Below are 20,042 nucleotides of genomic sequence, written 5' to 3'. Positions count from 1 at the left end.
ACCATTGGTGGAACAACTGCCCGGCCCGCGAATTGTCGGTTGAATATCTCGCCATTTCAACAGCCTGAGGTCCAGCCCACCATGCCTCGATATTATCTCGACCTGTACAATGGCGACGGTCTGACGGTCGATGATGACGGCCAGGTCTTCGAAACGCGCGAACGCCTGCGGCGCGAAGCGATCCGCATCCTGCCCGACATCGTCCGCGACGAGATCATCGAAAACGACCACACCGCGATCACCGTCAAGGTACGCGATGAGGACGGACGCCAGATCTTCGAGGCGTCGCTCGTCGTCTCGTCAGGCTGGTGCGACTGACGGCCTCCCAGGCGTCGGTGGCAAAAGTTTTGCGACCATCATTTGTAATCGCCGCCTTCGCCTGAACGCTGCACCATGCGGGGCCGGAAGAGGCGGCGTTCCGAACCGCCGCCCCCTGCGGGATGGAGGTAGCAGCAGATGAACCGTGCAAAAGTCGACACCCAGCGCGACGAGCGCGCCAAACGTGAATCGCAGATCGTGATCGATGCCGAGCGGGCGGCCCGCGAGGCAAAGACCGCCAGGCTGAGAGAGCTGCGCCTTGCCGCGCAGTCAGCGCAGGAGCCTGATCCGACGAGGCCCAAACCGGCACGCCGGCGCGCACCTTCGAAAGGTTGATTGCCCCAAAAGCGCCGCGCAAACATCACGCGATCTTCCCTTAGAAAAGTGAAAGCCCGGCTGCCAGGCCGGGCTTTCTGTGGTGGTCAGAGCAAAATTGGCCACCACGACGGGAGGTGGCCGCAAAAATCAGGCGGCGTAGCCGCCATAGCCGCGCGCGACGGCGCGCCCCACGATCACCGGCTCGATCTCGGGCCAGAGAATGCCGGTGGCTTTCGCGAAGTCGACGAGCGCATGGCGCGCCTCATCCCTGGTGATGCAGCCTTCCAGGGCAAGATCACACGCCTCGACGGCATGGCGATAGAGCGGACCACGGCGCGACGTCGTCCAGTTGGTCAGGAAATCGTGCATCTCGGCCAGCGAGGCGATCTCGCGCTTGAAACCAAGGCCGACGGTGAGCGCCACCGGCGAATGAAACAGCTTGTCGTACATGAAACGGCTCCTGATTATCGCAGCGCCAGGAGAGATATCCGGGCTGGTCCACGGACGGGACGCCGTGAAACGCGCGGCAGGGCCGGAGGTTCCAAGCCCGGAATTTTACCTGAGGATTTTATGTGAGATGTGGACGGCTGCCGGTTGGCGCCGTCGCCGGTAAATCCGTCGCTCGCGCCAAATCTGGTGGCACTTTTCGCTGATCGACGCCTAGCTCGGCAACATCGGATGTCCGGTTCTACCGCTGGCGCTACCACCACTGCTGCCATTCACCCGTGCTGACGACCAAGGATTAGGCCAAGATCTTTGGCCATGGCCGCGAAAATTGGCCACAAAATCAGGTCGAGACGATCACAACCAAGAAGGCGAAGAGGCGTTAAAGAGCGGACTTTCAACTGGCGAGGAGTGTTGGCCTGAAATGCCGCGCCACGAACACATCGATCGGCCCCGTCAACGCATCCGCTTCCTGTTTGATCTTTTCGTCGTCCCAATCCCACCAGCGGATCGCCAGCATCTTGTTGATGGTTTCTTCAGGGAAGCGAAGGCGGATGACCTTGGCAGGATTGCCGCCGACAATCGTATAGGGCGGAACGTCTTTCGTAACAGTAGCCTGCGCCGCCACGACGCCACCATTACCGATATTCACGCCGGGCAGAATCAGCGCTCTTCGGCCGACCCAGACATCATTGCCGATCTTAATACCGCGCCTGCCGCTGCGATCCATGGGCGAGGGCTTGCCCATCATGTTCGAGTGGACGAAAGAAGTCGTCGCGCACTCTGTCGGATGGTTTCCGCTGCAAAGGAACATCACCTCGGCAGCAATTGAGCAAAAGGAACCAATCTCAATCGGGGCCTCTGGGCCGCATCCATGAAACTTGAGGCCGTCGTCTATGCCGTAAGTCCAGCGGCCAACTATCGCGCTCTTCGGAATTGGATGGCGTCTATTGCGCCACCACATAGAAAACTTCGACATTCTGCCCCCAACTTCAACTTTCGCAACGCCACCAACCATAGTTTAGATCGCGAAGCAGCAATGAGCACGAAAAACAGGGGGAATCTAGTTGCTGGATAGACTTATTTATTTCGACCTAAGGCCATCATAGCGTTTGTTAACAAAGCAGACCACATTTCTGTGAGGGAGATATCCTCTTGCTTAGAGCACCCTCTAAGATCGCATAAAGCTCGCCCATAGCTAGGGACTTTGCATTCTCGATCGGGATTCCGGCGGCTTCCAGATGATCCCTGGTCTTAATCAGTGTGTCTATGAGCCGTCGCGTTCGCCATTGCTTAAGGGCGTCGCCAAACAGTCCCCCGAATAGGTCGCCCAGAACACCGGACATGCCATCCAGCGTTGTATTCATCTATTCTGGGATAGGTCGAACTGGCAGCCCTACAGCCGGCTGTGCAAGAGACGGAAGGAAGAATGTCAGAGGCCAAAAAGGCTTAGGCGTTAACCGCGCGCCCAAGGAAAGCTCCTTGGGCGCGCGGGATTCTAAGATGCCAGCTCAATTTCAAACCAACCGCTCCAACCGCATAGCTTCGCACACACTCTCCGGCAAACCATAGTTGTTGTAGCCATTATCGTGATCCCACTCCTGGTCGAAGGACCACGTCGGATCCACGTATCCAGGGGTATGCGTAAGGCGTCGACCGAAAGCACCCGACCCAGTGCTGGCACTCGGCATTGTGCCCGCGACGGACGCTACTCCGAATGCCCCATATTTTTTTGAAGCTCGGCAAGGAGACCCGAGACAATGTCTTTCAGGCAGACAAATCGATGCAAATTTGCATTTAAACCAGGAGGCCAACCTTGCTGAGGCCCTCGGACAGATGGTCAACGTCCGCCTGATCGCGGAAGGGGAGCCGTCCAATATGCTCGGCAAAGGAGTATTTCGGATTGATCTCCATCAGTTCGCGCCAGACCCGGCCGGCTTCCTCGGCCTCGCCCAAATGACCGAGCGCGACAGCAAGAAAGGCACGAGAGAGATCGGTCTTCGGGGCGAGCTGTATACGCTCCCTGAACAGCGCCGAGGCAGCTTCGAATTTGCCGGCCACAAGATAGGCAGAGCCGAGAAAGTGGATGTATAGCTGCTTCAACGCGGGATCGAGCCGGATGGCTTGTTCGATATGGGGAATAGCCGCGAGGGGCTGGCCGCCATAGATGTTGACGATGCCGCGCGAGTTGTGCGCTTGAGCGTAGTTCGGATTGAGATTCAGCGCCGCGTCCGCTTCAGCCGCGGATCTGGCGAGATCCTTTTTCCACAAGTAGAAGACCGAGGCGACGTAGTGCACGAAGGCAACCTGCGGACTCTTCTGCAACGCCAAGTCGACATGGCGCTCGGCCTTTTCAAGCGACTCGCTCCAGCCGTCCGTCCAATGGAACTGCCAGTTGAGCACCTCGGCCATTGCGAGGCCGGCATAGGGTTCGCCATAGCTTGAATCCTGGGCGATGGCTTGCGCGAACAGGTCGGTCGAGCGCTCGAACACGTCACGGTTCCTGATGGTCCCCCACAGCGCCTCGCGCCCGAGCAGGAAAAAGTCGTGTGCCTTGCTGCTGGTCGTTTTGACTGCACCAAGCATCGCGGCTTCGCTCGGGCTCAGTTTGATCATCAGCGCGTCAACGATCCGCCGGGTGACCTCGTCCTGGACCGCGAAGACGTCGCTCAGTTCGCGATCGAAGCGGTCGGCCCAAAGGTGTCCGCCGGTTTCCGCATCGATCAGCTGAGCGGTAATTCTTACACGGTTGCCGGCGCGGCGAATGCTCCCTTCGAGCACCGAGCGGACACCGAGCTCACGGGCCACCTGCCGCACGTCGACAGCCTTGCCCTTATAGGCGAAGCTCGAATTGCGCGCGATCACCAGCAGGCCGCGGACCTTAGAGAGGTCGGTGATCACATCCTCGGTTATCCCGTCGGCGAAATATTCCTGCTCAGGATCGCCGCTCATGTTCTGGAACGCCAATACGGCGATCGAAGGCTTGTCGGGCAGCGCGAGCTGTGGCGAAGACTTCTCCGGCACAGCGGGCTCCGCAAGTGCCGCGGGCTTCGCCTGAGCGGGGACTCCGACTTGCAGCGAATAAACTCGGACCGGATCGGCGATATTTTTGAGTTGCACCGCGCCGCGATCGTTGATCGCGAGATCGAGCCTTGCCTTGACCTGCCAGTAGGCTTGCTCGGAGAGACAGATGCTGCCAGGCTCGCAAATGCCTTCGAGCCGCGCGGCGATATTGACGCCGTCGCCCATCAGATCGCCGTCGCGCTCCTCCACGACATCGCCCAGATGGATGCCGATGCGAAAGTCGATGCGGCGGTCGGGCGGCAGCCCGGCATTTCGCTCAACCATACCATTCTGCACCTCGATGGCGCAGCGCACGGCGTCTACGACGCTGCGGAACTCGACAAGGGCTCCGTCGCCGGTGCGCTTGACCACGCGACCATGATGCACGGCAATCGTCGGATCAATCAGATCGCTGCGCAGCGCCCGCAGCCGCGCTAGGATTCGATCCTCGTCCGTGCCGGCGAGCCGGCTGTAGCCGACCACATCCGAGACCAGGATCGCTGCTATTTTCCGGGTCTCACTCACGTCGTGCTCCCTTATCCGGCCTACTGCAGCCAGATCAGTGCCGTCCTTCTCAACATAGAGCCATTGAGCACAGGGAAGATAGCCCCGAGTCATTGGTCGGATGGTCCGCATAGGATCGACCCGAGTCGTTCGAGACAGGTCGGCGAAGCGCGAGACCTGGCGCAATCAAGACGTCCAGCGCTGTCGCTAGCCCCGTCTGCTTTCAGGCAGCGGCAAAGGAAATCTCCAGGGCCGACATGCGGCAGTCGCGCCGTGCCGAGCAGAGTTGCGCCATCCGCATGACAAGCCAACCATCGGCATCCCCTGTGTAAAGGGCGCAACGAGGTCATCGTGGAGTATGCGTTGCCGGAATCAAGCAACCGGATGACCGTCGCTCAGCATGACCAATTACGGTGCGGTGCGTTGTTTCTACAGTGACAAGCATCGTTGCGGACGATGCGTCCTTCCAGGGCTAACCGTAAACGACTGCCGGCTTACTCTGACCCACTTCGATGATATAGCCGTCTGGATCACGAATGTAGCAGCGAGTCTCGCCGTACTTTTCCATTGGCTCCGTGATGAATTCAGCGCCCCGGGCTTGCCAGCGTTCATAGCAGTCGTGGATGTCGGCAACCTCAGAGGAAGTCTCGGGCACCTAAGCAGAAGGTGGGAACCAAGAGTAATTTGGGGCACCACTGTGGGGCACCGTCTATTGATCGTGATCTTAAAATTGAAGCTTTTCCAATAACTTACAAGGCCTTCAGAAGACTGGCGGAGAGAGCGGGATTCGAACCCGCGTTACGGTCTCCCGTAAACACACTTTCCAGGCGTGCGCCTTCAACCACTCGGCCACCTCTCCGTCCTTGCATGTCGCGCCGGCCGGTTTCGCCGCGCGGGTTGGGGAGATGCATCTCCTTTGGGGCTGCGGCGCGGATTTCCGAACCATGGATGCCGCCCAACCAGCGGACATCCTTCCCCGGCACCTGAGCCGTCGAAGCAACAGGCGCGGGGCTCATCTAGTCGATCCCGCGCCGAATGCCAAGCCATAACGGTGCTCTATTCGCTTTGCCGGCCACATGGTGTTTCGCAAGCCTGCCGCCGCGCCCGTTCCGGGGTGCCCGCCCCCTGAATGATGTGCACAGGCAAGGCAGCAGGACCCGCCGTGCTTGACTTCGCAGCCGGCCGGCTGTCGAGTGAAGCAGAGGCTTTGCGGGGGCATTGTCCAGACATGACATCAAGCAGCGAACAACCGGGCAGTGGGCAGATGCCAGCCGGCCGCCCGGGCGGCGACCTTTCTTACGTCCCGGTCGGCTGGCTCATCTTCGTCATGGCGTGGTCGGTCTATGGCCTGGCGTCGGCCTGGTGGCTGGTCGACAATTCCGGCCTGCCGGACAAGATCCTCTACTTCCTGCTTGGCGGGCTCGCCGCCAATGTCATCATCATCCTGTGGGGGCTTTACCTGCTCGGTCTCGCCTTTGGCCGCTCAGGCCGCTTCCCCCGCCATTTCACCATCTGGCAGATCGCCCTCATCGTCTGGGTGCTGGCAAGGCAGGCCTATGTGCTCACCGTTCCGGAGTTCGTCTTCTCCGCCAGGAGCCTGGGCATAACCGCCATCGAGATCGGCGTCGGCCTGCTTTGCATCTACCTGCTGCGTCGCGGCTCCGGCGCCGAAACCGTCTACGCCAAACCGGAAACCGAGGCACCGCCGGTCCTGGTTTCTATTGCCGCCGCCTTGCTCGGTATCGTCCTCGGCGCAGCCATCGGCGCCGTGGGCGGTTTCTTCGCCGGCTCGGTAATCGCCGATGTCGCCGAGGTCAGCTGCTTCGAAGGCGGTTGCGGCTATTTTGCTGCCTTCTTCGGCCTGGGCGGGCTGGTGGTCGGCGCCATTGTCGGTGGCATTCTTGCCGTCTGGCTCGTTCACAGGCGCAGGCGCAGGCCGGTGGCATAGGAGAGGAAGCCCTTCAAATTCGCGTATCGCGGTTGCGGGCAAGCCATGCGCACTCTATTTCTCGCTGGTGCCGGAGATCCCGTCCAGGATCGGCCGGGGGAGAGCTTGATGTTTCGCTTCATTTTTCGTCTTGCCGCCATGGTCGCGCTGTCGGTTTCCGTCATCATGGCGGTGCTCGATACGACGCGCACGGTGGCGGCTTCGGCGCTTGTGCTGACCCCGCTCAACGCTAGCTGGCTGGCGGTCTCGCCGGACACGCGGGCGGCCTTCGAAACCTTCGTCCGCGCCAAGGCCAGTCCGCTGCTGTGGGACGGCGCCATCGCCTGGGTGCTCAACCAGCCGGGCTTTGCCGTGTTCGCGGTGCTGGCTTTCCTGCTCTACGCCATCGGCTACAGGCGCCAGCGGCGCACGGGGCAATTCGCCGCCAACTGATCGATTGTCTTGCATCCTGACGGGAAGGAAGGCCGCGCATGTTCTTTCTCAGCGACATGCTGAACAAGAAGCTCAATCTGCCGAAGCCGTCCGAGGCTTTGCCGGGCCGTGCCAAGGCGATCGCGACACCATCCAGGCACCATGTCCTGAAACGGCTGCTCAAGGGCCCCTACCCCGAGGGGCTGGAGACGGCGATGTTCGGGCTCGGCTGTTTCTGGGGCGCAGAGCGCCTGTTCTGGCAGATCGAAGGCGTCTGGGTCACCGCCGTCGGCTATGCCGGGGGCATCACGCCCAACCCGACCTATCAGGAAACCTGCACCGGACTGACCGGCCATGCCGAAGTGGTGCTGGTCGTCTTCGACCCCAAGATCATCTCCTATGCCGAGCTTCTGCGGCTGTTCTGGGAAAGCCATGACCCGACGCAAGGCATGCGCCAGGGCAATGATGTCGGCACCACCTACCGCTCCGCGATCTACACATCCGGCGATGCGCAATTCCAGGCGGCGAAGGCCGCGCGCGATGCCTATCAGGCCCAGCTGCGCGCGCCGGCCACGGCCGGATCACCACCGAGATCGCGCCGGCGCCCGCCTTCTACTTCGCCGAGGCCGATCACCAGCAATATCTGGCCAAGAACCCTTACGGCTATTGCAACCTCAAGGGCACCGGCATCGCCTGCGCCATGCCGGCCGCCACCGATTAATAGCTCGCGCGCAAGGATCGGACTGTGGCGTGGCCTGCCCGTGGCACGCTTTTCCAAAAGGTCAAAATTCCGCGTGAATTTTGTTTCGGGCCGTGCCAGATTGCCCAGGAGCGGGAGGGGAATACACTCCTGGCTGACGTCGCGTGGCTGCCGGTGAACCGGGCAGGCAGGCGGTGCGTAACGGAAAAAATAACCGACAGGGTGTGGATCACATGAAACGTATCGTTCTCGGCCTCCTGGCCGCAACCGCAATGGTTCTTCCGGCTTTCGCCGCGGATGTCCAGCCGGCCATCCTTTATGATCTGGGCGGCAAGTTCGACAAGTCCTTCAACGAGGCTGCCTTCCATGGCGCCGAGAAATTCAAGACCGAGACCGGCACGCCCTATGTCGAGTTCGAAGTGTCCAACGCCTCGCAGCGCGAGCAGGCGCTGCGCCGCTTCGCCGAGGACGGCCACAACCCGATCGTCATGGCCGGCTTTGCCTGGGAGGATGCGCTGAAGAAGGTCGCGGCCGAATATCCCGATCTCAACTTCGCCATCATCGACGACGCGGTAGACCTGCCCAATGTCCGCTCGCTGGTGTTCAAGGAGAACGAAGGCTCCTACCTCGTCGGCATCATGGCGGCGATGGCATCGAAGTCGAAGAAGGTCTCCTTCATCGGCGGCATGGACATCCCGCTAATCCGCAAGTTCGAATGCGGCTATGTCGGCGGCGCCAAGTCGGCCGGTGCGACCGAAGTCATCCAGAACATGACCGGTGACACGCCGGCAGCCTGGAACGATCCGGCCAAGGGCGGCGAAATCGCCAAGACGCAGATCGACCAGGGCTCCGACGTGGTCTACGCGGCGGCCGGCGGCACCGGCGTCGGCGTGCTGCAGGCGGCGGCTGATGCCGGCAAGCTCGGCATCGGCGTCGATTCCAACCAGAACGGCCTGCAGCCCGGCAAGGTTCTGACCTCGATGATGAAGCGCGTCGACGTTGCCGTCTACACCACCTTCATGGACGGCAAGAACGGCACCTTCAAGGGCGGCCTCGAAAACCTCGGCCTCAAGGAAGGCGGCGTCGACTACGCCATGGACGACAACAACAAGGCGCTGGTGACGGACGAGATGAAGGCGGCGGTCGAGAAGGCCAAGGCCGACATCATCTCCGGCAAGATCCAGGTGCACGACTATACGGCTGACAACGCCTGCCCTTATTGATCGACGAACACTAATTGCGAACCGCCGGGCTCTGTCCCGGCGGTTTTGTGTTTTGGGAAGACTCTGCAAGAGTGACGCCGATCATAGAACCCATGACCGAACGCGACGTCGAGGCGATGACACGACTGCGCGTTGCCGCCTTCTTCGAGGGCAGCGCAAGGACGGCGGACGAGGACGCCGCCGGGCTGCGAACGCTGTTGGCCGGGAACGGCTTCGAGACGGCGCTTGTCGCCCGGATCGGCGATGTATCGGTCGGCACATGCCTGCTGGTTCGTCACGAATTGGAACCCGCACACGACTTGACGCCATGGCTGGCCGGCCTGGTCGTCGATCACGGCCACCGCAACCAGGGGATCGGTCGCGCGCTGGTCGCGGCCATCGAAGCGCATGCGGCGTCGATCGGAGTGGAGAGGCTGTACCTCTATACGTGGGAAGCGCGTGATTTCTATGCTGGGCTCGGTTGGGTGGCCATCGAACCGTTCGAACAGGACGGCCACCCAATGCTGCTGATGGCGCGCCAACTCCAGCTATAGTCGGCCCACGAGGTAGCCCAGCGCGAAGACCGCAGTCAGCACGATGGCGATGATGGTGCCGCGCCAGCCGCCGACCGAATGCACGCCAACGCCGTATGGTGACTGGGAGAGGCCCCGGATCACCGGGCGCGGCTTGGTATCATTGCTACCCAGGCCAACGCTACGCATCTGCGGCAATTCGGCGATACGCTGGGTGACCAGTTCCCAATGATTTTCTGGCAGGCCACCCGGTTTTTCGGCACGGTCGAACATATGCATGCGTTCGGCAAGCTGCAGCACGGCGTCGCGGAAGGCGGGGTCGATTTCCAGATCGCGCTCGGCCCGTTCGCGTTCCGCGTCGTTCATCAGGCCAAGCACATAGTCACCGGCTCTTGCGATGCGGTCGCTCATGATGTGCGCCCTCCCTTTTTCCTCACCAGTGCGGCGGCTTGGTCACGGGCACATCGGGTGCCGACTGCTCCTCCAGCGCCAGGAAGCGGTCGGTCAGCGCGTCGAGCTTGCGCTGCATGCGCTCGATCACCGTCCACTGCTCGGCGATCTGGCCCGAAAGCTCCTCGATGGTCTTTTCCTGCTCGGCGGCGCGGATTTCCAGCGTCGTCAGCCGGTCGACGGGCATGATCATTCGCAATCCCTGACTTGCATCCCAATGCCTTGCATCGTGATGCGAATTTCGATGCCGTCATATTAGCGAATATGAAGCCTGCGGACACGTTGGAAATTGACAAGCGCACCGGGATTTGCCGAGAGTGGACGCTGCTCCGCCAATTGGCACGGACGGAGCGTCATGCTAGGCGTTTTGACCAAGCGATAAAAAAATAAGAGTGGGACTGGCTGCATGGCGCAAGCCGCAATCGAACTGATCGGCATCAACAAGAGTTTTGGCGCCGTGCGCGCCAACCGCGACATCAATCTGGAGATCGCGCGTGGCACCATCCACGGCATTGTCGGCGAAAACGGCGCCGGCAAGTCGACGCTGATGTCGATCCTCTACGGTTTTTACCAGGCAGACAGCGGCGAGATCCGCGTCGGCGGCAACCCGGCATCGATCAAGACGCCCAACGACGCCATCGCACTCGGCATCGGCATGGTGCACCAGCATTTCATGCTGGTCGACAATTTCACGGTGCTGGAGAACATCATTCTCGGCGCCGAAAGCGATGCGCTGCTGAAGCGCAGCATCGCCAAGGCGCGTTCCGAGCTGGAGCGGCTGGAGCGCGAATATGGGCTGGAGGTCGATCCCGACGCGATCATCGAGGAACTGCCGGTCGGCCTGCAGCAGCGTGTTGAAATCCTCAAGGCGCTCTATCGCGGCGCCGAGATCCTGATCCTCGACGAGCCGACGGGCGTGCTCACACCGGCCGAGGCCGACCACCTGTTCCGCATCCTCAAACAATTGAAGGAGCAGGGAAAGACGGTGGTGCTGATCACCCACAAGCTGCGCGAGATCATGGCCATCACCGACACCGTGTCGGTCATGCGCCAGGGCACCATGGTGGCCACGCGCGAGACGAAGAATACCACCGTTGGGGAGCTGGCCGAGCTGATGGTCGGTCGGCGCGTGCTGCTGAGGGTGGAAAAGGGCGAAGCGGAAGCCGGCGCCGTCAAGCTCGCGGTCAAGAACCTGACGGTCAAGGATTCGCGTGGCGTCACCATGGTCGACGACATCTCCTTCGACATCAGGGCCGGCGAGATCGTCGGCATTGCCGGGGTCGCCGGCAACGGCCAATCCGAACTGCTCGAGGCGATTTCCGGCATCCGGCGCGCCGTTTCAGGTTCGGTCATGCTCGACGGCAAGCCGATCGACCTGACGGGCGCCGCCGATCCCGGCGAATTGCGCGACCGCGGGCTGGCCCACGTGCCGGAGGATCGCCACCATGTCGGGCTGGTGCTGGCCTTCGAGGAGAACGAGAATTCCATCCTCGGCTATCACGACGACCCGCGCTATCTCAAAGGGCCGTTCCTCAATGTCGATGCCATCATGGCCGATGCCAAGGACAAGATCGAGAAATACGACATTCGTCCCGGCAATCCGCGCTTGAAGACCGCTAACTTTTCCGGCGGCAACCAGCAGAAGATCGTGCTGGCGCGGGAAATGGAACAGGACCCGGGCGTCTTGATCGTCGGCCAGCCGACGCGCGGCGTCGACGTCGGCGCCATCGAATTCATCCACAAGCGCCTGATTGCCATGCGCGACCAGGGCAAGGCCGTGCTGGTGGTTTCGGTCGAGCTCGACGAGATCCGCTCGCTGTCCGACCGCATCCTGGTGATGTTTGCCGGCCGCATCGTCGGCGAGCGCGGCCCGGAGGCGACCGAGGGCGAGCTTGGCCTGCTGATGGCGGGCGTCGAGCGCCAGGAGGCCGCGGAATGAGCACGCCTTACGCCAAACTGCCGGCCTGGGCCGATTATGGGCTGATCCCGCTGATCAATCTTTCCGTTGCCTTCATCGTCGCAGGCTTCGTCGTGCTGCTGGTCGGCGAAAACCCGTTTCGCGCCGCCGTCATCCTGGTCGAAGGCGCCTTCGGCAAGGGAACCAGCATCGCCTTCACCCTGTTCTATGCCACCACCTTCATCTTCACCGGGCTTTCGGTAGCGGTGGCAGCGCATTGCGGCCTGTTCAACATCGGCACCGAGGGGCAGGCCTATATCGCCGGCCTCGGCATCGCCATCGTCTGCCTGTCCTTCGACAGCGTGCTGCCCTGGTGGCTGACATTTCCGCTGGCCATCGTCGCTTCGACGGTGGTAGGCGCCTTGTGGGCGCTCATCCCCGCCTATCTGCAGGCCAGGCGCGGCTCGCACATCGTCATCACCACCATCATGTTCAACTTCATCGCCGCCTCGATCATGGTCTACCTGCTGGTCGGCCCATTGAAGCCGGTAGCGTCGCAAGCGCCGCAGACCCGCAATTTCTTCGCCGGCGCGGAATTGCCGAAGCTCAACTGGATCATCGAGCTGTTCGGCGCCAAGATCCGCTCGGCGCCGCTCAACATCACCTTCCTGCTGGCGCTGCTCATGGCCTTCCTGGTCTGGCTGCTGATCTGGCGCACCAAGCTCGGCTATGAGATGCGCACCTATGGCCACAGCCCCAAGGCAGCGCGCTATGCCGGCATTTCGGAAACCCGCATCATCATCACCGCGATGATGATCTCGGGCGCACTGGCCGGCATGATGGCGCTCAATCCGGTGATGGGCGACCAGCACAATGTCGCGCTCGATTTCGTTTCCGGCGCCGGCTTCGTCGGTATTGCCGTGGCGCTGATGGGGCGCCTGCACCCGGTCGGCATTGTGCTGGCGGCGATACTGTTCGGCATGCTCTACCAAGGCGGCGCCGAACTTGCCTTCGAGATGCCGGCGATCAGCCGCGACATGATCGTCATCATCCAGGGCTTGGTGATCCTGTTCGCCGGCGCGCTCGAACACATGTTCAGGCCTTACATCCAGGCGCTGTTCGCCTCGTTCAGTCCGCGATCCGTCGGCATGGAAGCGGCCAAGGGAAAGGGCGCCTGAGATGGATGTCTTCATCGCCATCGTGCAGATACTCGACTCCACCATCCGCCTGTCGGTACCGCTGCTGCTCGCCTGCCTCGCCGGCCTTTATTCGGAACGCGCGGGCGTCTTCGACATCGGGCTCGAGGGCAAGATGCTGGTCGGCGCCTTCGCGGGGGCGGCCGCTGCGTCGGTCTTGCATTCGGCCCTTCTCGGCCTCGGCATGGCCATCCTGGTCTCGGTCGCCTTCGCGCTGATCCACGGCTTTGCCTCGATCACCCATCGCGGCAACCAGATCGTTTCCGGCGTGGCGATCAACTTCATCGCCGCCGGCTCGACCGTCATGCTCGGCCAGGCCTGGTTCAGCCAAGGCGGGCGCACACCGGCACTGCAGCCGGGCGAGCGGTTCGAGGCGATCGTCTGGCCCGGCGCTGATGCCATCAGGGACGTGCCGATCATCGGACCGATCTACGCGGAGCTGATCTCCGGCCACTCGATACTGGTCTACATCGCCTTCCTGATGGTGCCGTTCACCTGGTGGGTGCTGTTTCGGACCCGCTTCGGTCTTAGATTGCGCGCCGTCGGCGAAAATCCGGCCGCCGTCGACACCGCCGGCATTTCGGTCGCCTGGCTGCGCTACCGGGCGCTGATCTGCACAGGCATCCTCACCGGCATCGCCGGTGCCTATCTGTCGATGGTGCAGAATGGCGGCTTCGTGAAGGACATGACCGCCGGCAAGGGCTATATCGCGCTGGCAGCACTGATCTTCGCCAAATGGAAGCCGGTCAACGCCATGTTCGCCTGCCTTCTGTTCGGCTTCCTCGATGCGGCGGCAATCCGCTTGCAGGGCTCGCCGCTGCCGATCATCGGCAAGGTGCCGGTGCAGTTCATGCAGGCGCTGCCCTATATCCTCACCGTCATCCTACTCGCCGGTTTCATCGGCAAGGCAATCCCGCCGCGCGCCGGCGGCGTGCCCTACGTCAAGGAACGCTAATGCATGTCGCCCAAAAGTGACCTCGGTTTTGGGAGAACGACATGCACAAACAAAGACTTAAGGCGCGTCGCCTGAATCCGTTTCGACGCCACGCGCTTTAAGGACCGACAGCCCGGCGCGAGCCAAGCGCCGGGTTTTGGACACGATCATCGGAGAGAACAACTGAATGTCGCATGATCTGTTCGAAGCGGCCAAGACCGCCATGGCCAAGGCCTATGCGCCCTATTCGAAGTTTCCGGTCGGCGCCGCCTTGCGCACCGAGGACGGACGCGTCTTCACCGGCGCCAACATCGAGGTCGCCTCCTATCCGGAGGGCTGGTGTGCCGAGACCACGGCGCTTGGCCACTACATCATGGGCGGCGGCGGAAAGATCGTCGAAATCGCCGTCCTTGCCGAACGCATGGCCAAATGCTCGCCTTGCGGCGGCTGCCGGCAGCGGTTGGCCGAATTCTGCCGGCCTGACACAAAACTCTACCTCTGCGACAACACGGGCGTGGCCGAGACCGTGACCATGGGCGACATGCTGCCCTACGGCTTCCGCGGCGACATCTTGAAGTGAAGAACTGGCTCAAATGAAGAGATGGCTGCGATGACTGAAAAGGCGGTGGACCATCTGATCGAAAGGCTGGACGGCCTGGCGCCCTCGACAGCACTGGTGCTGGGGTCGGGCCTCGGCGTCCTTGTCGACCGGATCGAGCACCCGATCCGCGTCCCCTATGCCGACCTGCCGGGCTTTCCCAAAAGCGGCGTCAGCGGCCATGCCGGCGAAGTGGTGGCGGGGCTGTTTGCCGGCGTGCCGGTGCTGATGCTGTCCGGCCGCGCCCATTATTATGAACATGGCAACGCGGCGGCGATGCGGCCGGTGCTGGAAGTGCTCGCCGGCGTCGGCATCACCAAACTGATCCTCACCAATGCCGCCGGCTCGGTCGACCCGGACATGCCGCCGGGCTCGGTCATGCTGATCACCGACCACATCAATTTCTCCGGCAGCAATCCGCTGATCGGCGAGCCGAGCGACCGCCGTTTCGTCGGCCTGACCGAAGCCTATGATGCCGGCATCCGCAAGGCGATCGAAGGCGCGGCGAAGGCGACCGGCACCGCGCTGCACAAGGGCATCTATATGTGGTTTTCCGGGCCCTGTTTCGAAACGCCGGCCGAAATCCGCATGGCCCGCATCATGGGCGCAAACGCCGTCGGCATGTCGACCGTACCGGAAGTCATTCTCGCTCGCTTCCTTGGCCTGCGCGTCGCCGCCTGCTCGGTCATCACCAATCTGGCGGCCGGCATGACCGGAGCCGAGCTCTCGCATCAGGAGACCAAGGACATGGCGCCGGTCGGCGGGTCGCGGCTGGCAACGGTCCTGCACAGAGTGTTCCGCGACGGACTGCTGGAGAGCTGATGCTTCCGCAGGAAATCATCCGCCACAAGCGAGACGGCCACAGGCTCTCGGCTGGCGAAATCGCCGCCTTCATCGACGGCGTGACCTCGGGCGCCGTCAGCGATGGCCAAGTCGCGGCTTTTGCCATGGCGGTGTTCTTCAACGGCATGAACCGCGACGAGGCCGTGGCGCTGACGCTGGCCATGCGCGATTCCGGCGATGTGCTCGACTGGTCGGACTTGCCCGGCCCGGTCACCGACAAGCATTCGACCGGCGGCGTCGGCGACAATGTCTCGCTGATGCTGGCGCCGATCGTCGCTGCCTGCGGCGCCTATGTGCCGATGATCTCGGGCCGTGGCCTTGGCCACACCGGCGGCACGCTGGACAAGATGGATGCGATCCCCGGCTACACCAGCCAGCCCGATATTGAGCTGTTCCGCAAGGCAGTGCTGGAAACCGGCTGCGCCATCATCGGCCAGACCGCCGATCTGGCGCCGGCCGACGGCCGGCTCTACGCGATCCGCGACGTCACCGGCACCGTGGAATCGGTGCCGCTGATCACCGCCTCGATCCTGTCGAAGAAGCTGGCCGCCGGCCTGGGCTCGCTGGTGCTCGACGTCAAGGTCGGCAACGGCGCCTTCATGGAGAAGTCGCGCGACGCCACCGCGCTGGCCAACAGCCTGGTCGAGGTCGCCAGCGGTGCCGGTTTGAAGGTCTCGGCGCTGATCACCGGCATGAGTGAACCGCTGGCATCGGCCGCCGGCAATGCCGTCGAGGTGCGCAACGCCGTCGATTTCCTCACCGGCCGTCTGCGCGACCGGCGCCTGGAGGATGTGACGCTGGCGCTGGCCGCCGAAATGCTGCAGTCGGCGGGACTGGTGTCGTCCAATCAGGACGGCATACGGCGCGCCACGGAGACGCTCACCAGCGGCCGCGCCGCCGCCACCTTCGCCCGCATGGTTGCCGTGCTCGGCGGCCCCGCCGATTTCATCGAAAGGCCGGAAAAATATCTGGCCGTGGCGCCAACGGAATTCGCGGTCAAGGCGACGACGAATGGCTTCGTCACCAGCATCGGCACCCGCGACATCGGCCTTGCGGTGGTTGGCCTGGGCGGCGGGCGTACAAGGCCTGACGATAAGATCGACCCCGCGGTCGGCATCACCAGGCTGCAGCCGATAGGCGCGGAGGTGAAAGCCGGAGATGCCCTGGCGCTGATCCACGCCCGCTCACCCTCCGATGCCAAGGCGGCCGCCGCCGCCGTGCTCTCGGCCTATGCCATCGGGACTTCGAAACCACCGGCGGATAAGACCGTCATCCGACGGATCCTGCCGCGCGGCTGATTACTGGACAAGCAGCAGCGTGCCGTTTTCGGCCTGGTATTTGCCGAGTCGGCTGAGGAAGCTCATGCCGATCAGGTTGGTGTGCAGCGCCTTGTCGTCGAGCACGATGGCCTGCACACCGTCGACGCTGATGCTGCCGATCTGCAGGCGATCGATCGTCACCACCGCCGCCTTGATCGAGCCGTTGGCGGTGCTGACCTCGTGGCTGAAATCGGACGGATTGAGCGACAGCCCGATCCTGCGCGCCGTCGATGTATTGACTGCGACCAGTGTCGCGCCGGTGTCGATCATGCCGTCGACCTGACGGCCGTTGAGTTTGAAGGTCGACGAGAAATGTCCGCGCCCATCCGCGGCGACGACGACCTTGCGGCCGGTCGGCAGCGGCGCCACCGGCTTATCGGGAACGGACGCCAGGTTGACCTCCGGCTGTGCCTCCGTCTCGGGTTTCGCCGTCACCGCCGATTTCAGCAGGTTTTCGAACAGCTGCGGATTCGACTGGTAGACAACCGGGATCGATGCCGATGTACCGGCAAAGACGCTGAGGATGAGAAGCTTGCGCAGCATGGATCGGCCTTTGTGAGAACCGATTCATTAGCGCTGGATGGTGTTTGCCGCTTTAACGCGCGCCGAAACCATCGCTTTGCGTAAACATTTGGTAAATCGTACCAGGCAACTTTGCCTGGTGCTACTTGGTCCCATACATGCGGTCGCCGGCGTCGCCGAGGCCCGGCATGATGTAGCCCTTCTCGTTGAGCTGGCGGTCTATGGACGCGGTGAAGACGGGGACATCCGGATGCGCCTTGGTGAAGCGCTCGATGCCTTCTGGCGCCGCCAGCAGGCACAGGAAGCGGATGTTGGTGGCGCCGCGCTGCTTCAGCTTGTCGATCGCCGCGATCGCCGAATTGGCGGTCGCCAGCATCGGATCGACGACGATCACCAGCCGGTCGGCGAGATCGCTTGGCGCCTTGAAGAAATATTCGACCGCTTCCAGCGTTTCGTGGTCGCGGTAGAGACCGACATGGGCAACGCGTGCCGCCGGCACCAGGTCGAGCAGGCCTTCCAGCAAACCATTGCCGGCGCGCAGCACCGAGGCGAAGACCAGCTTCTTGCCCTCCAGCGTCGGCGCTTCCATGGTCTCCATCGGCGTTTCGATGGTCGTCGTCGTCAGTTCGAGATTGCGGGTGACCTCATAGCCGAGCAGCAGCGATATCTCGCGCAGCAGCCGCCGAAAGCCGGCCGTGGACGTCTCCTTCTTGCGCATGATGGTCAGCTTGTGCTGGACAAGCGGATGGTCGACGACGGTGACGCCCTTCATGATGGTCTCCTGATGCATGCGTGTCGCCCGAAACGGCGCGCATGGATCCCCGGGGATATGTCGCGCTTCAAGCTGCCTGGACGAACCCTAGCGACAATGTACCGGCCAAGGAACCGCTTGGCCGCCACCGACCACAGCTTTGTCGGCAGAAATCAGCGTGCCGCTCCGTTCAGCCTCGCAAGAAGTGCCGTCTTGGTCTTGCGATCGACGAAGGCGGCCTCGATAGCGGTTCTGGTGACGGCTGCTAGCGCCTTCTCGTTCATCGCAAAATGCTCCGCTGCAATATCGTATTCGCGCTTCAGCGAAGTCCAGAAATAGGGCGGATCATCGGAGTTGAGCGTCACCTTGCAGCCTGCCGCCTGCAGGGCGGGAAACGGATGCTCGGCAAAACTGTCGAACACCTTGAGCGCGATGTTGGAACCGGGGCAGCATTCCAGAACGATGCCCTCATCGGCGATGCGCCGGACAAGGTCCGGATTCTCGATGGCGCGCACACCATGGCCGATACGCGAAGGTTTGATGTGATCGAGCGCCGCCTGGACAGTCTCCCAGCCCGTCAGTTCCCCGGCATGGATGGTGATGCCAAGCCCGGCCTCGCGGGCAATCTCGAAAGCCCTGACATAGTCCTCCATCTCGCCCACGCGTTCATCGCCGGCGACGCCGAAACCGGTGACCAGCGGATGCCCGCAGCGCGCCGCGAAGCGCGCTGCCTGTTCGATCGACTCGACGCCGACATGGCGCACGCCGGTGACGATCATGCGGCCCTCTATACCGGTCTTCGCCTTGGCGCGGAGCATGCCTTCGCCGAGCGCGTCGGTGTAGGCCTTGGGCGACAGGCCGGCTTTCGTCGCATGGTCCGGCGAGGTGAAGACCTCGGAATAGATGGCCCCGTCGCGGGCCAGGCTGGTCAGATAATGGTCGGCCAGCCGCGCATAATCCTCTTCGGTGCGGAACAGATCGGCGGAAAAATCGTAGGCCGCGAGGAACGAGGTGAAATCGTGCCAGACGAAGGAACCGTTCTGGATATACGGTGAAGTGTCCTTGCCGTATTTCTGCGCCTGGCGGATGACGAGTTCGGGCGCCGCTGCCCCTTCAATGTGGCAGTGCAGTTCCGCTTTCAAAGGCATTCAAACATCCCGTCGGTCAGTCCAGGTCTTGAAAACCCACCACCTGGAAGCGCGGCTGAACACCGCGCCTTAAACAATAGCGCCCTCAGCATCGATCGGCTATGGTCCCGCCGGTTTTATGACGGATCAAAAAAATGTCAGTTGAGAGAACCACGGCCGCGGGCGGCATGGAAACCTCCTATGGTTTCAAGCGTGTAGGGGAAGGCGAGAAGCAGTCCCTGGTCAACGATGTTTTCCACAAGGTCGCCAACCGCTACGATCTGATGAACGACCTGATGTCGGCCGGCCTGCACCGGCTGTGGAAGGATGCCATGGTGACATGGCTCAATCCGCCGAAGCGCGCGGGCTGGAAGGTCCTGGACGTAGCCGGCGGCACCGGCGACATCGCCTTTCGCATCGTCGATGCCAGCCATGGCAACGCGCATGCCACGGTGCTCGACATCAACGGCTCGATGCTCAGTGTCGGCCGCGATAGGGCGCAAAAGAAAGGCCTGTCCGGCAACACCGATTTCGTCGAGGCCAATGCCGAGGAACTGCCCTTCGCCGACGCCATATTCGACGCCTACACCATCGCTTTCGGCATTCGCAACGTGCCGCGCATCGATGTCGCGCTCGCAGAAGCGTTCCGCGTGCTGAAGCCGGGCGGCCGGTTCCTGTGCCTGGAATTTTCCGAGGTCGAGATGCCGCTGCTCGACAAGGTCTATGAAGCCTGGTCGTTCAACGCCATTCCGAAGATCGGCAAGATGGTCACCGGCGACGGCGAGCCCTATTCCTATCTGGTCGAGTCGATCGCCAAATTCCCCAACCAGCAGAACTTCGCCGCGATGATTTCCCGCGCCGGCTTCGACCGCGTTTCCTTCCGCAACTATTCGGGCGGCATTGCCGCGCTGCATTCGGGCTGGAAGCTTTGAGGCGGCATCGCATTTCCCATCCTCGATATAGC

The 20,042-nt window shown here is 62.4% G+C and carries 22 protein-coding genes, 1 tRNA gene and 1 pseudogene; 14 read left to right on the top strand and 10 right to left on the bottom strand.

Translation table 11 applies throughout. From position 1 onward, the window contains the following. Positions 1-81 precede the first annotated feature (81 nt). Together AC56QX_RS11390 and AC56QX_RS11385 are read left to right on the top strand one after the other, a co-directional pair. Complete coding sequence (locus tag AC56QX_RS11390; protein ID WP_477220102.1) at positions 82-318, top strand: DUF6894 family protein; 237 nt, start codon at positions 82-84, stop codon at positions 316-318. Positions 319-456: 138 nt separating this feature from the next. Next, positions 457-654, top strand: coding sequence for a hypothetical protein (locus AC56QX_RS11385; RefSeq protein ID WP_497115971.1), 198 nt, complete (start codon positions 457-459; stop codon positions 652-654). A gap of 129 nt (positions 655-783) precedes the next feature. Here AC56QX_RS11385 and AC56QX_RS11380 read toward each other — a convergent pair whose 3' ends face one another. The 5 genes from AC56QX_RS11380 to AC56QX_RS11360 all read right to left on the bottom strand — a co-directional run bounded on the left by AC56QX_RS11380 (position 784) and on the right by AC56QX_RS11360 (position 5,506). Then, positions 784-1,086: a DUF982 domain-containing protein gene (locus tag AC56QX_RS11380; protein WP_497115970.1), complete on the bottom strand. Its 303-nt coding sequence runs from the start codon at positions 1,084-1,086 to the stop codon at positions 784-786. 391 nt (positions 1,087-1,477) lie between these two features. Then, positions 1,478-2,059: a CatB-related O-acetyltransferase gene (locus AC56QX_RS11375; RefSeq protein ID WP_497115968.1), complete on the bottom strand. Its 582-nt coding sequence runs from the start codon at positions 2,057-2,059 to the stop codon at positions 1,478-1,480. A gap of 818 nt (positions 2,060-2,877) precedes the next feature. Continuing rightward, the gene (locus tag AC56QX_RS11370) at positions 2,878-4,668 is read right to left on the bottom strand and encodes an adenylate/guanylate cyclase domain-containing protein (protein ID WP_497117732.1); all 1,791 of its coding nucleotides are present in this window, start codon (positions 4,666-4,668) and stop codon (positions 2,878-2,880) included. Between the two features lie 451 nt (positions 4,669-5,119). Further along, a complete protein-coding gene (locus AC56QX_RS11365) occupies positions 5,120-5,302 on the bottom strand; it encodes a VOC family protein (RefSeq protein WP_497115967.1) in 183 nt (60 codons plus the stop codon). Between the two features lie 114 nt (positions 5,303-5,416). Further along, positions 5,417-5,506: transfer RNA gene (locus AC56QX_RS11360), tRNA-Ser, on the bottom strand. Positions 5,507-5,911: 405 nt separating this feature from the next. Here AC56QX_RS11360 and AC56QX_RS11355 point away from each other — a divergent pair. The 5 genes and pseudogenes from AC56QX_RS11355 to AC56QX_RS11335 all read left to right on the top strand — a co-directional run bounded on the left by AC56QX_RS11355 (position 5,912) and on the right by AC56QX_RS11335 (position 9,462). Beyond that, positions 5,912-6,595, top strand: coding sequence for a hypothetical protein (locus tag AC56QX_RS11355; RefSeq protein ID WP_497115966.1), 684 nt, complete (start codon positions 5,912-5,914; stop codon positions 6,593-6,595). 108 nt (positions 6,596-6,703) lie between these two features. Beyond that, the gene (locus AC56QX_RS11350) at positions 6,704-7,027 is read left to right on the top strand and encodes a hypothetical protein (RefSeq protein ID WP_172224260.1); all 324 of its coding nucleotides are present in this window, start codon (positions 6,704-6,706) and stop codon (positions 7,025-7,027) included. 38 nt (positions 7,028-7,065) lie between these two features. Further along, positions 7,066-7,727: pseudogene (msrA, locus tag AC56QX_RS11345) on the top strand (peptide-methionine (S)-S-oxide reductase MsrA). A gap of 212 nt (positions 7,728-7,939) precedes the next feature. Beyond that, positions 7,940-8,929 (top strand): BMP family lipoprotein, encoded by a 990-nt coding sequence (locus AC56QX_RS11340; RefSeq protein ID WP_497115964.1) that lies wholly within the window; start codon positions 7,940-7,942, stop codon positions 8,927-8,929. Positions 8,930-9,021: 92 nt separating this feature from the next. Next, positions 9,022-9,462, top strand: a complete 441-nt coding sequence (locus tag AC56QX_RS11335; RefSeq protein WP_497115962.1) for a GNAT family N-acetyltransferase — start codon at positions 9,022-9,024, stop codon at positions 9,460-9,462. Here the strand turns inward: AC56QX_RS11335 and AC56QX_RS11330 are convergent. Next, the gene (locus tag AC56QX_RS11330; RefSeq protein WP_497115960.1) at positions 9,457-9,852 is read right to left on the bottom strand and encodes a hypothetical protein; all 396 of its coding nucleotides are present in this window, start codon (positions 9,850-9,852) and stop codon (positions 9,457-9,459) included. The genes AC56QX_RS11335 and AC56QX_RS11330 overlap by 6 nt on opposite strands. A 22-nt stretch (positions 9,853-9,874) precedes the next feature. Beyond that, positions 9,875-10,081: a SlyX family protein gene (locus AC56QX_RS11325; RefSeq protein WP_497117730.1), complete on the bottom strand. Its 207-nt coding sequence runs from the start codon at positions 10,079-10,081 to the stop codon at positions 9,875-9,877. 216 nt (positions 10,082-10,297) lie between these two features. On the opposite strand from AC56QX_RS11325, the gene AC56QX_RS11320 reads away from it, so the two are divergent. From AC56QX_RS11320 to deoA, 6 genes are all read left to right on the top strand, one after another. Continuing rightward, positions 10,298-11,830 (top strand): ABC transporter ATP-binding protein, encoded by a 1,533-nt coding sequence (locus AC56QX_RS11320; protein ID WP_497115959.1) that lies wholly within the window; start codon positions 10,298-10,300, stop codon positions 11,828-11,830. After that, a complete protein-coding gene (locus AC56QX_RS11315) occupies positions 11,827-12,966 on the top strand; it encodes an ABC transporter permease (RefSeq protein ID WP_497115957.1) in 1,140 nt (379 codons plus the stop codon). The genes AC56QX_RS11320 and AC56QX_RS11315 overlap by 4 nt, the downstream gene beginning before the upstream one ends. 1 nt (position 12,967) lies before the next feature. After that, positions 12,968-13,939 (top strand): ABC transporter permease, encoded by a 972-nt coding sequence (locus AC56QX_RS11310; RefSeq protein WP_027043213.1) that lies wholly within the window; start codon positions 12,968-12,970, stop codon positions 13,937-13,939. A 166-nt stretch (positions 13,940-14,105) separates the two neighbouring features. Continuing rightward, positions 14,106-14,498, top strand: a complete 393-nt coding sequence (gene cdd / locus AC56QX_RS11305) for a cytidine deaminase (protein WP_497115955.1) — start codon at positions 14,106-14,108, stop codon at positions 14,496-14,498. Positions 14,499-14,528: 30 nt separating this feature from the next. Beyond that, entirely contained in the window at positions 14,529-15,338 is an 810-nt protein-coding gene (locus AC56QX_RS11300; RefSeq protein ID WP_497115953.1) for a purine-nucleoside phosphorylase, read from the top strand. Next, entirely contained in the window at positions 15,338-16,657 is a 1,320-nt protein-coding gene (gene deoA / locus AC56QX_RS11295; protein WP_497115951.1) for a thymidine phosphorylase, read from the top strand. Before AC56QX_RS11300 ends, deoA begins: the two co-directional genes overlap by 1 nt. Here deoA and AC56QX_RS11290 read toward each other — a convergent pair whose 3' ends face one another. The 3 genes from AC56QX_RS11290 to AC56QX_RS11280 form a co-directional block, all read right to left on the bottom strand. Continuing rightward, entirely contained in the window at positions 16,658-17,221 is a 564-nt protein-coding gene (locus AC56QX_RS11290; RefSeq protein ID WP_497115949.1) for a TIGR02281 family clan AA aspartic protease, read from the bottom strand. It lies immediately after the preceding gene. A gap of 121 nt (positions 17,222-17,342) precedes the next feature. Further along, positions 17,343-17,972 carry a uracil phosphoribosyltransferase gene (gene upp / locus AC56QX_RS11285; RefSeq protein WP_172234653.1) on the bottom strand — a complete coding sequence of 210 codons (630 nt, stop codon included), beginning with the start codon at positions 17,970-17,972 and terminating at the stop codon, positions 17,343-17,345. Between the two features lie 152 nt (positions 17,973-18,124). Beyond that, the gene (locus AC56QX_RS11280; RefSeq protein ID WP_497115947.1) at positions 18,125-19,099 is read right to left on the bottom strand and encodes an adenosine deaminase; all 975 of its coding nucleotides are present in this window, start codon (positions 19,097-19,099) and stop codon (positions 18,125-18,127) included. A gap of 134 nt (positions 19,100-19,233) precedes the next feature. Between AC56QX_RS11280 and ubiE the strand changes: the two genes are divergently transcribed. Beyond that, positions 19,234-20,010: a bifunctional demethylmenaquinone methyltransferase/2-methoxy-6-polyprenyl-1,4-benzoquinol methylase UbiE gene (ubiE, locus tag AC56QX_RS11275; RefSeq protein ID WP_497115946.1), complete on the top strand. Its 777-nt coding sequence runs from the start codon at positions 19,234-19,236 to the stop codon at positions 20,008-20,010. Positions 20,011-20,042 lie beyond the last annotated feature (32 nt).

The sequence above is a fragment of the Mesorhizobium sp. RCAM 06353 genome (assembly GCF_059683585.1).
Note: the sequence above shows the minus strand (reverse complement) of the source record. Positions and strands in the feature narration are given on the sequence as shown.

Coding starts and splice junctions, on each gene's coding strand:
- deoA (WP_497115951.1), top strand. CDS start 15,338: ATGCTTCCGCAGGAAATCATCCGCCACAAGCGAGACGGCCACAGGCTC.
- AC56QX_RS11380 (WP_497115970.1), bottom strand. CDS start 1,086: ATGTACGACAAGCTGTTTCATTCGCCGGTGGCGCTCACCGTCGGCCTT.
- ubiE (WP_497115946.1), top strand. CDS start 19,234: ATGTCAGTTGAGAGAACCACGGCCGCGGGCGGCATGGAAACCTCCTAT.
- upp (WP_172234653.1), bottom strand. CDS start 17,972: ATGAAGGGCGTCACCGTCGTCGACCATCCGCTTGTCCAGCACAAGCTG.
- AC56QX_RS11385 (WP_497115971.1), top strand. CDS start 457: ATGAACCGTGCAAAAGTCGACACCCAGCGCGACGAGCGCGCCAAACGT.
- AC56QX_RS11300 (WP_497115953.1), top strand. CDS start 14,529: ATGACTGAAAAGGCGGTGGACCATCTGATCGAAAGGCTGGACGGCCTG.
- AC56QX_RS11310 (WP_027043213.1), top strand. CDS start 12,968: ATGGATGTCTTCATCGCCATCGTGCAGATACTCGACTCCACCATCCGC.
- AC56QX_RS11330 (WP_497115960.1), bottom strand. CDS start 9,852: ATGAGCGACCGCATCGCAAGAGCCGGTGACTATGTGCTTGGCCTGATG.
- AC56QX_RS11280 (WP_497115947.1), bottom strand. CDS start 19,099: ATGCCTTTGAAAGCGGAACTGCACTGCCACATTGAAGGGGCAGCGGCG.
- AC56QX_RS11335 (WP_497115962.1), top strand. CDS start 9,022: ATGACCGAACGCGACGTCGAGGCGATGACACGACTGCGCGTTGCCGCC.
- AC56QX_RS11350 (WP_172224260.1), top strand. CDS start 6,704: ATGTTTCGCTTCATTTTTCGTCTTGCCGCCATGGTCGCGCTGTCGGTT.
- AC56QX_RS11290 (WP_497115949.1), bottom strand. CDS start 17,221: ATGCTGCGCAAGCTTCTCATCCTCAGCGTCTTTGCCGGTACATCGGCA.
- cdd (WP_497115955.1), top strand. CDS start 14,106: ATGTCGCATGATCTGTTCGAAGCGGCCAAGACCGCCATGGCCAAGGCC.
- AC56QX_RS11375 (WP_497115968.1), bottom strand. CDS start 2,059: ATGTCGAAGTTTTCTATGTGGTGGCGCAATAGACGCCATCCAATTCCG.
- AC56QX_RS11320 (WP_497115959.1), top strand. CDS start 10,298: ATGGCGCAAGCCGCAATCGAACTGATCGGCATCAACAAGAGTTTTGGC.
- AC56QX_RS11355 (WP_497115966.1), top strand. CDS start 5,912: ATGCCAGCCGGCCGCCCGGGCGGCGACCTTTCTTACGTCCCGGTCGGC.
- AC56QX_RS11390 (WP_477220102.1), top strand. CDS start 82: ATGCCTCGATATTATCTCGACCTGTACAATGGCGACGGTCTGACGGTC.
- AC56QX_RS11340 (WP_497115964.1), top strand. CDS start 7,940: ATGAAACGTATCGTTCTCGGCCTCCTGGCCGCAACCGCAATGGTTCTT.
- AC56QX_RS11315 (WP_497115957.1), top strand. CDS start 11,827: ATGAGCACGCCTTACGCCAAACTGCCGGCCTGGGCCGATTATGGGCTG.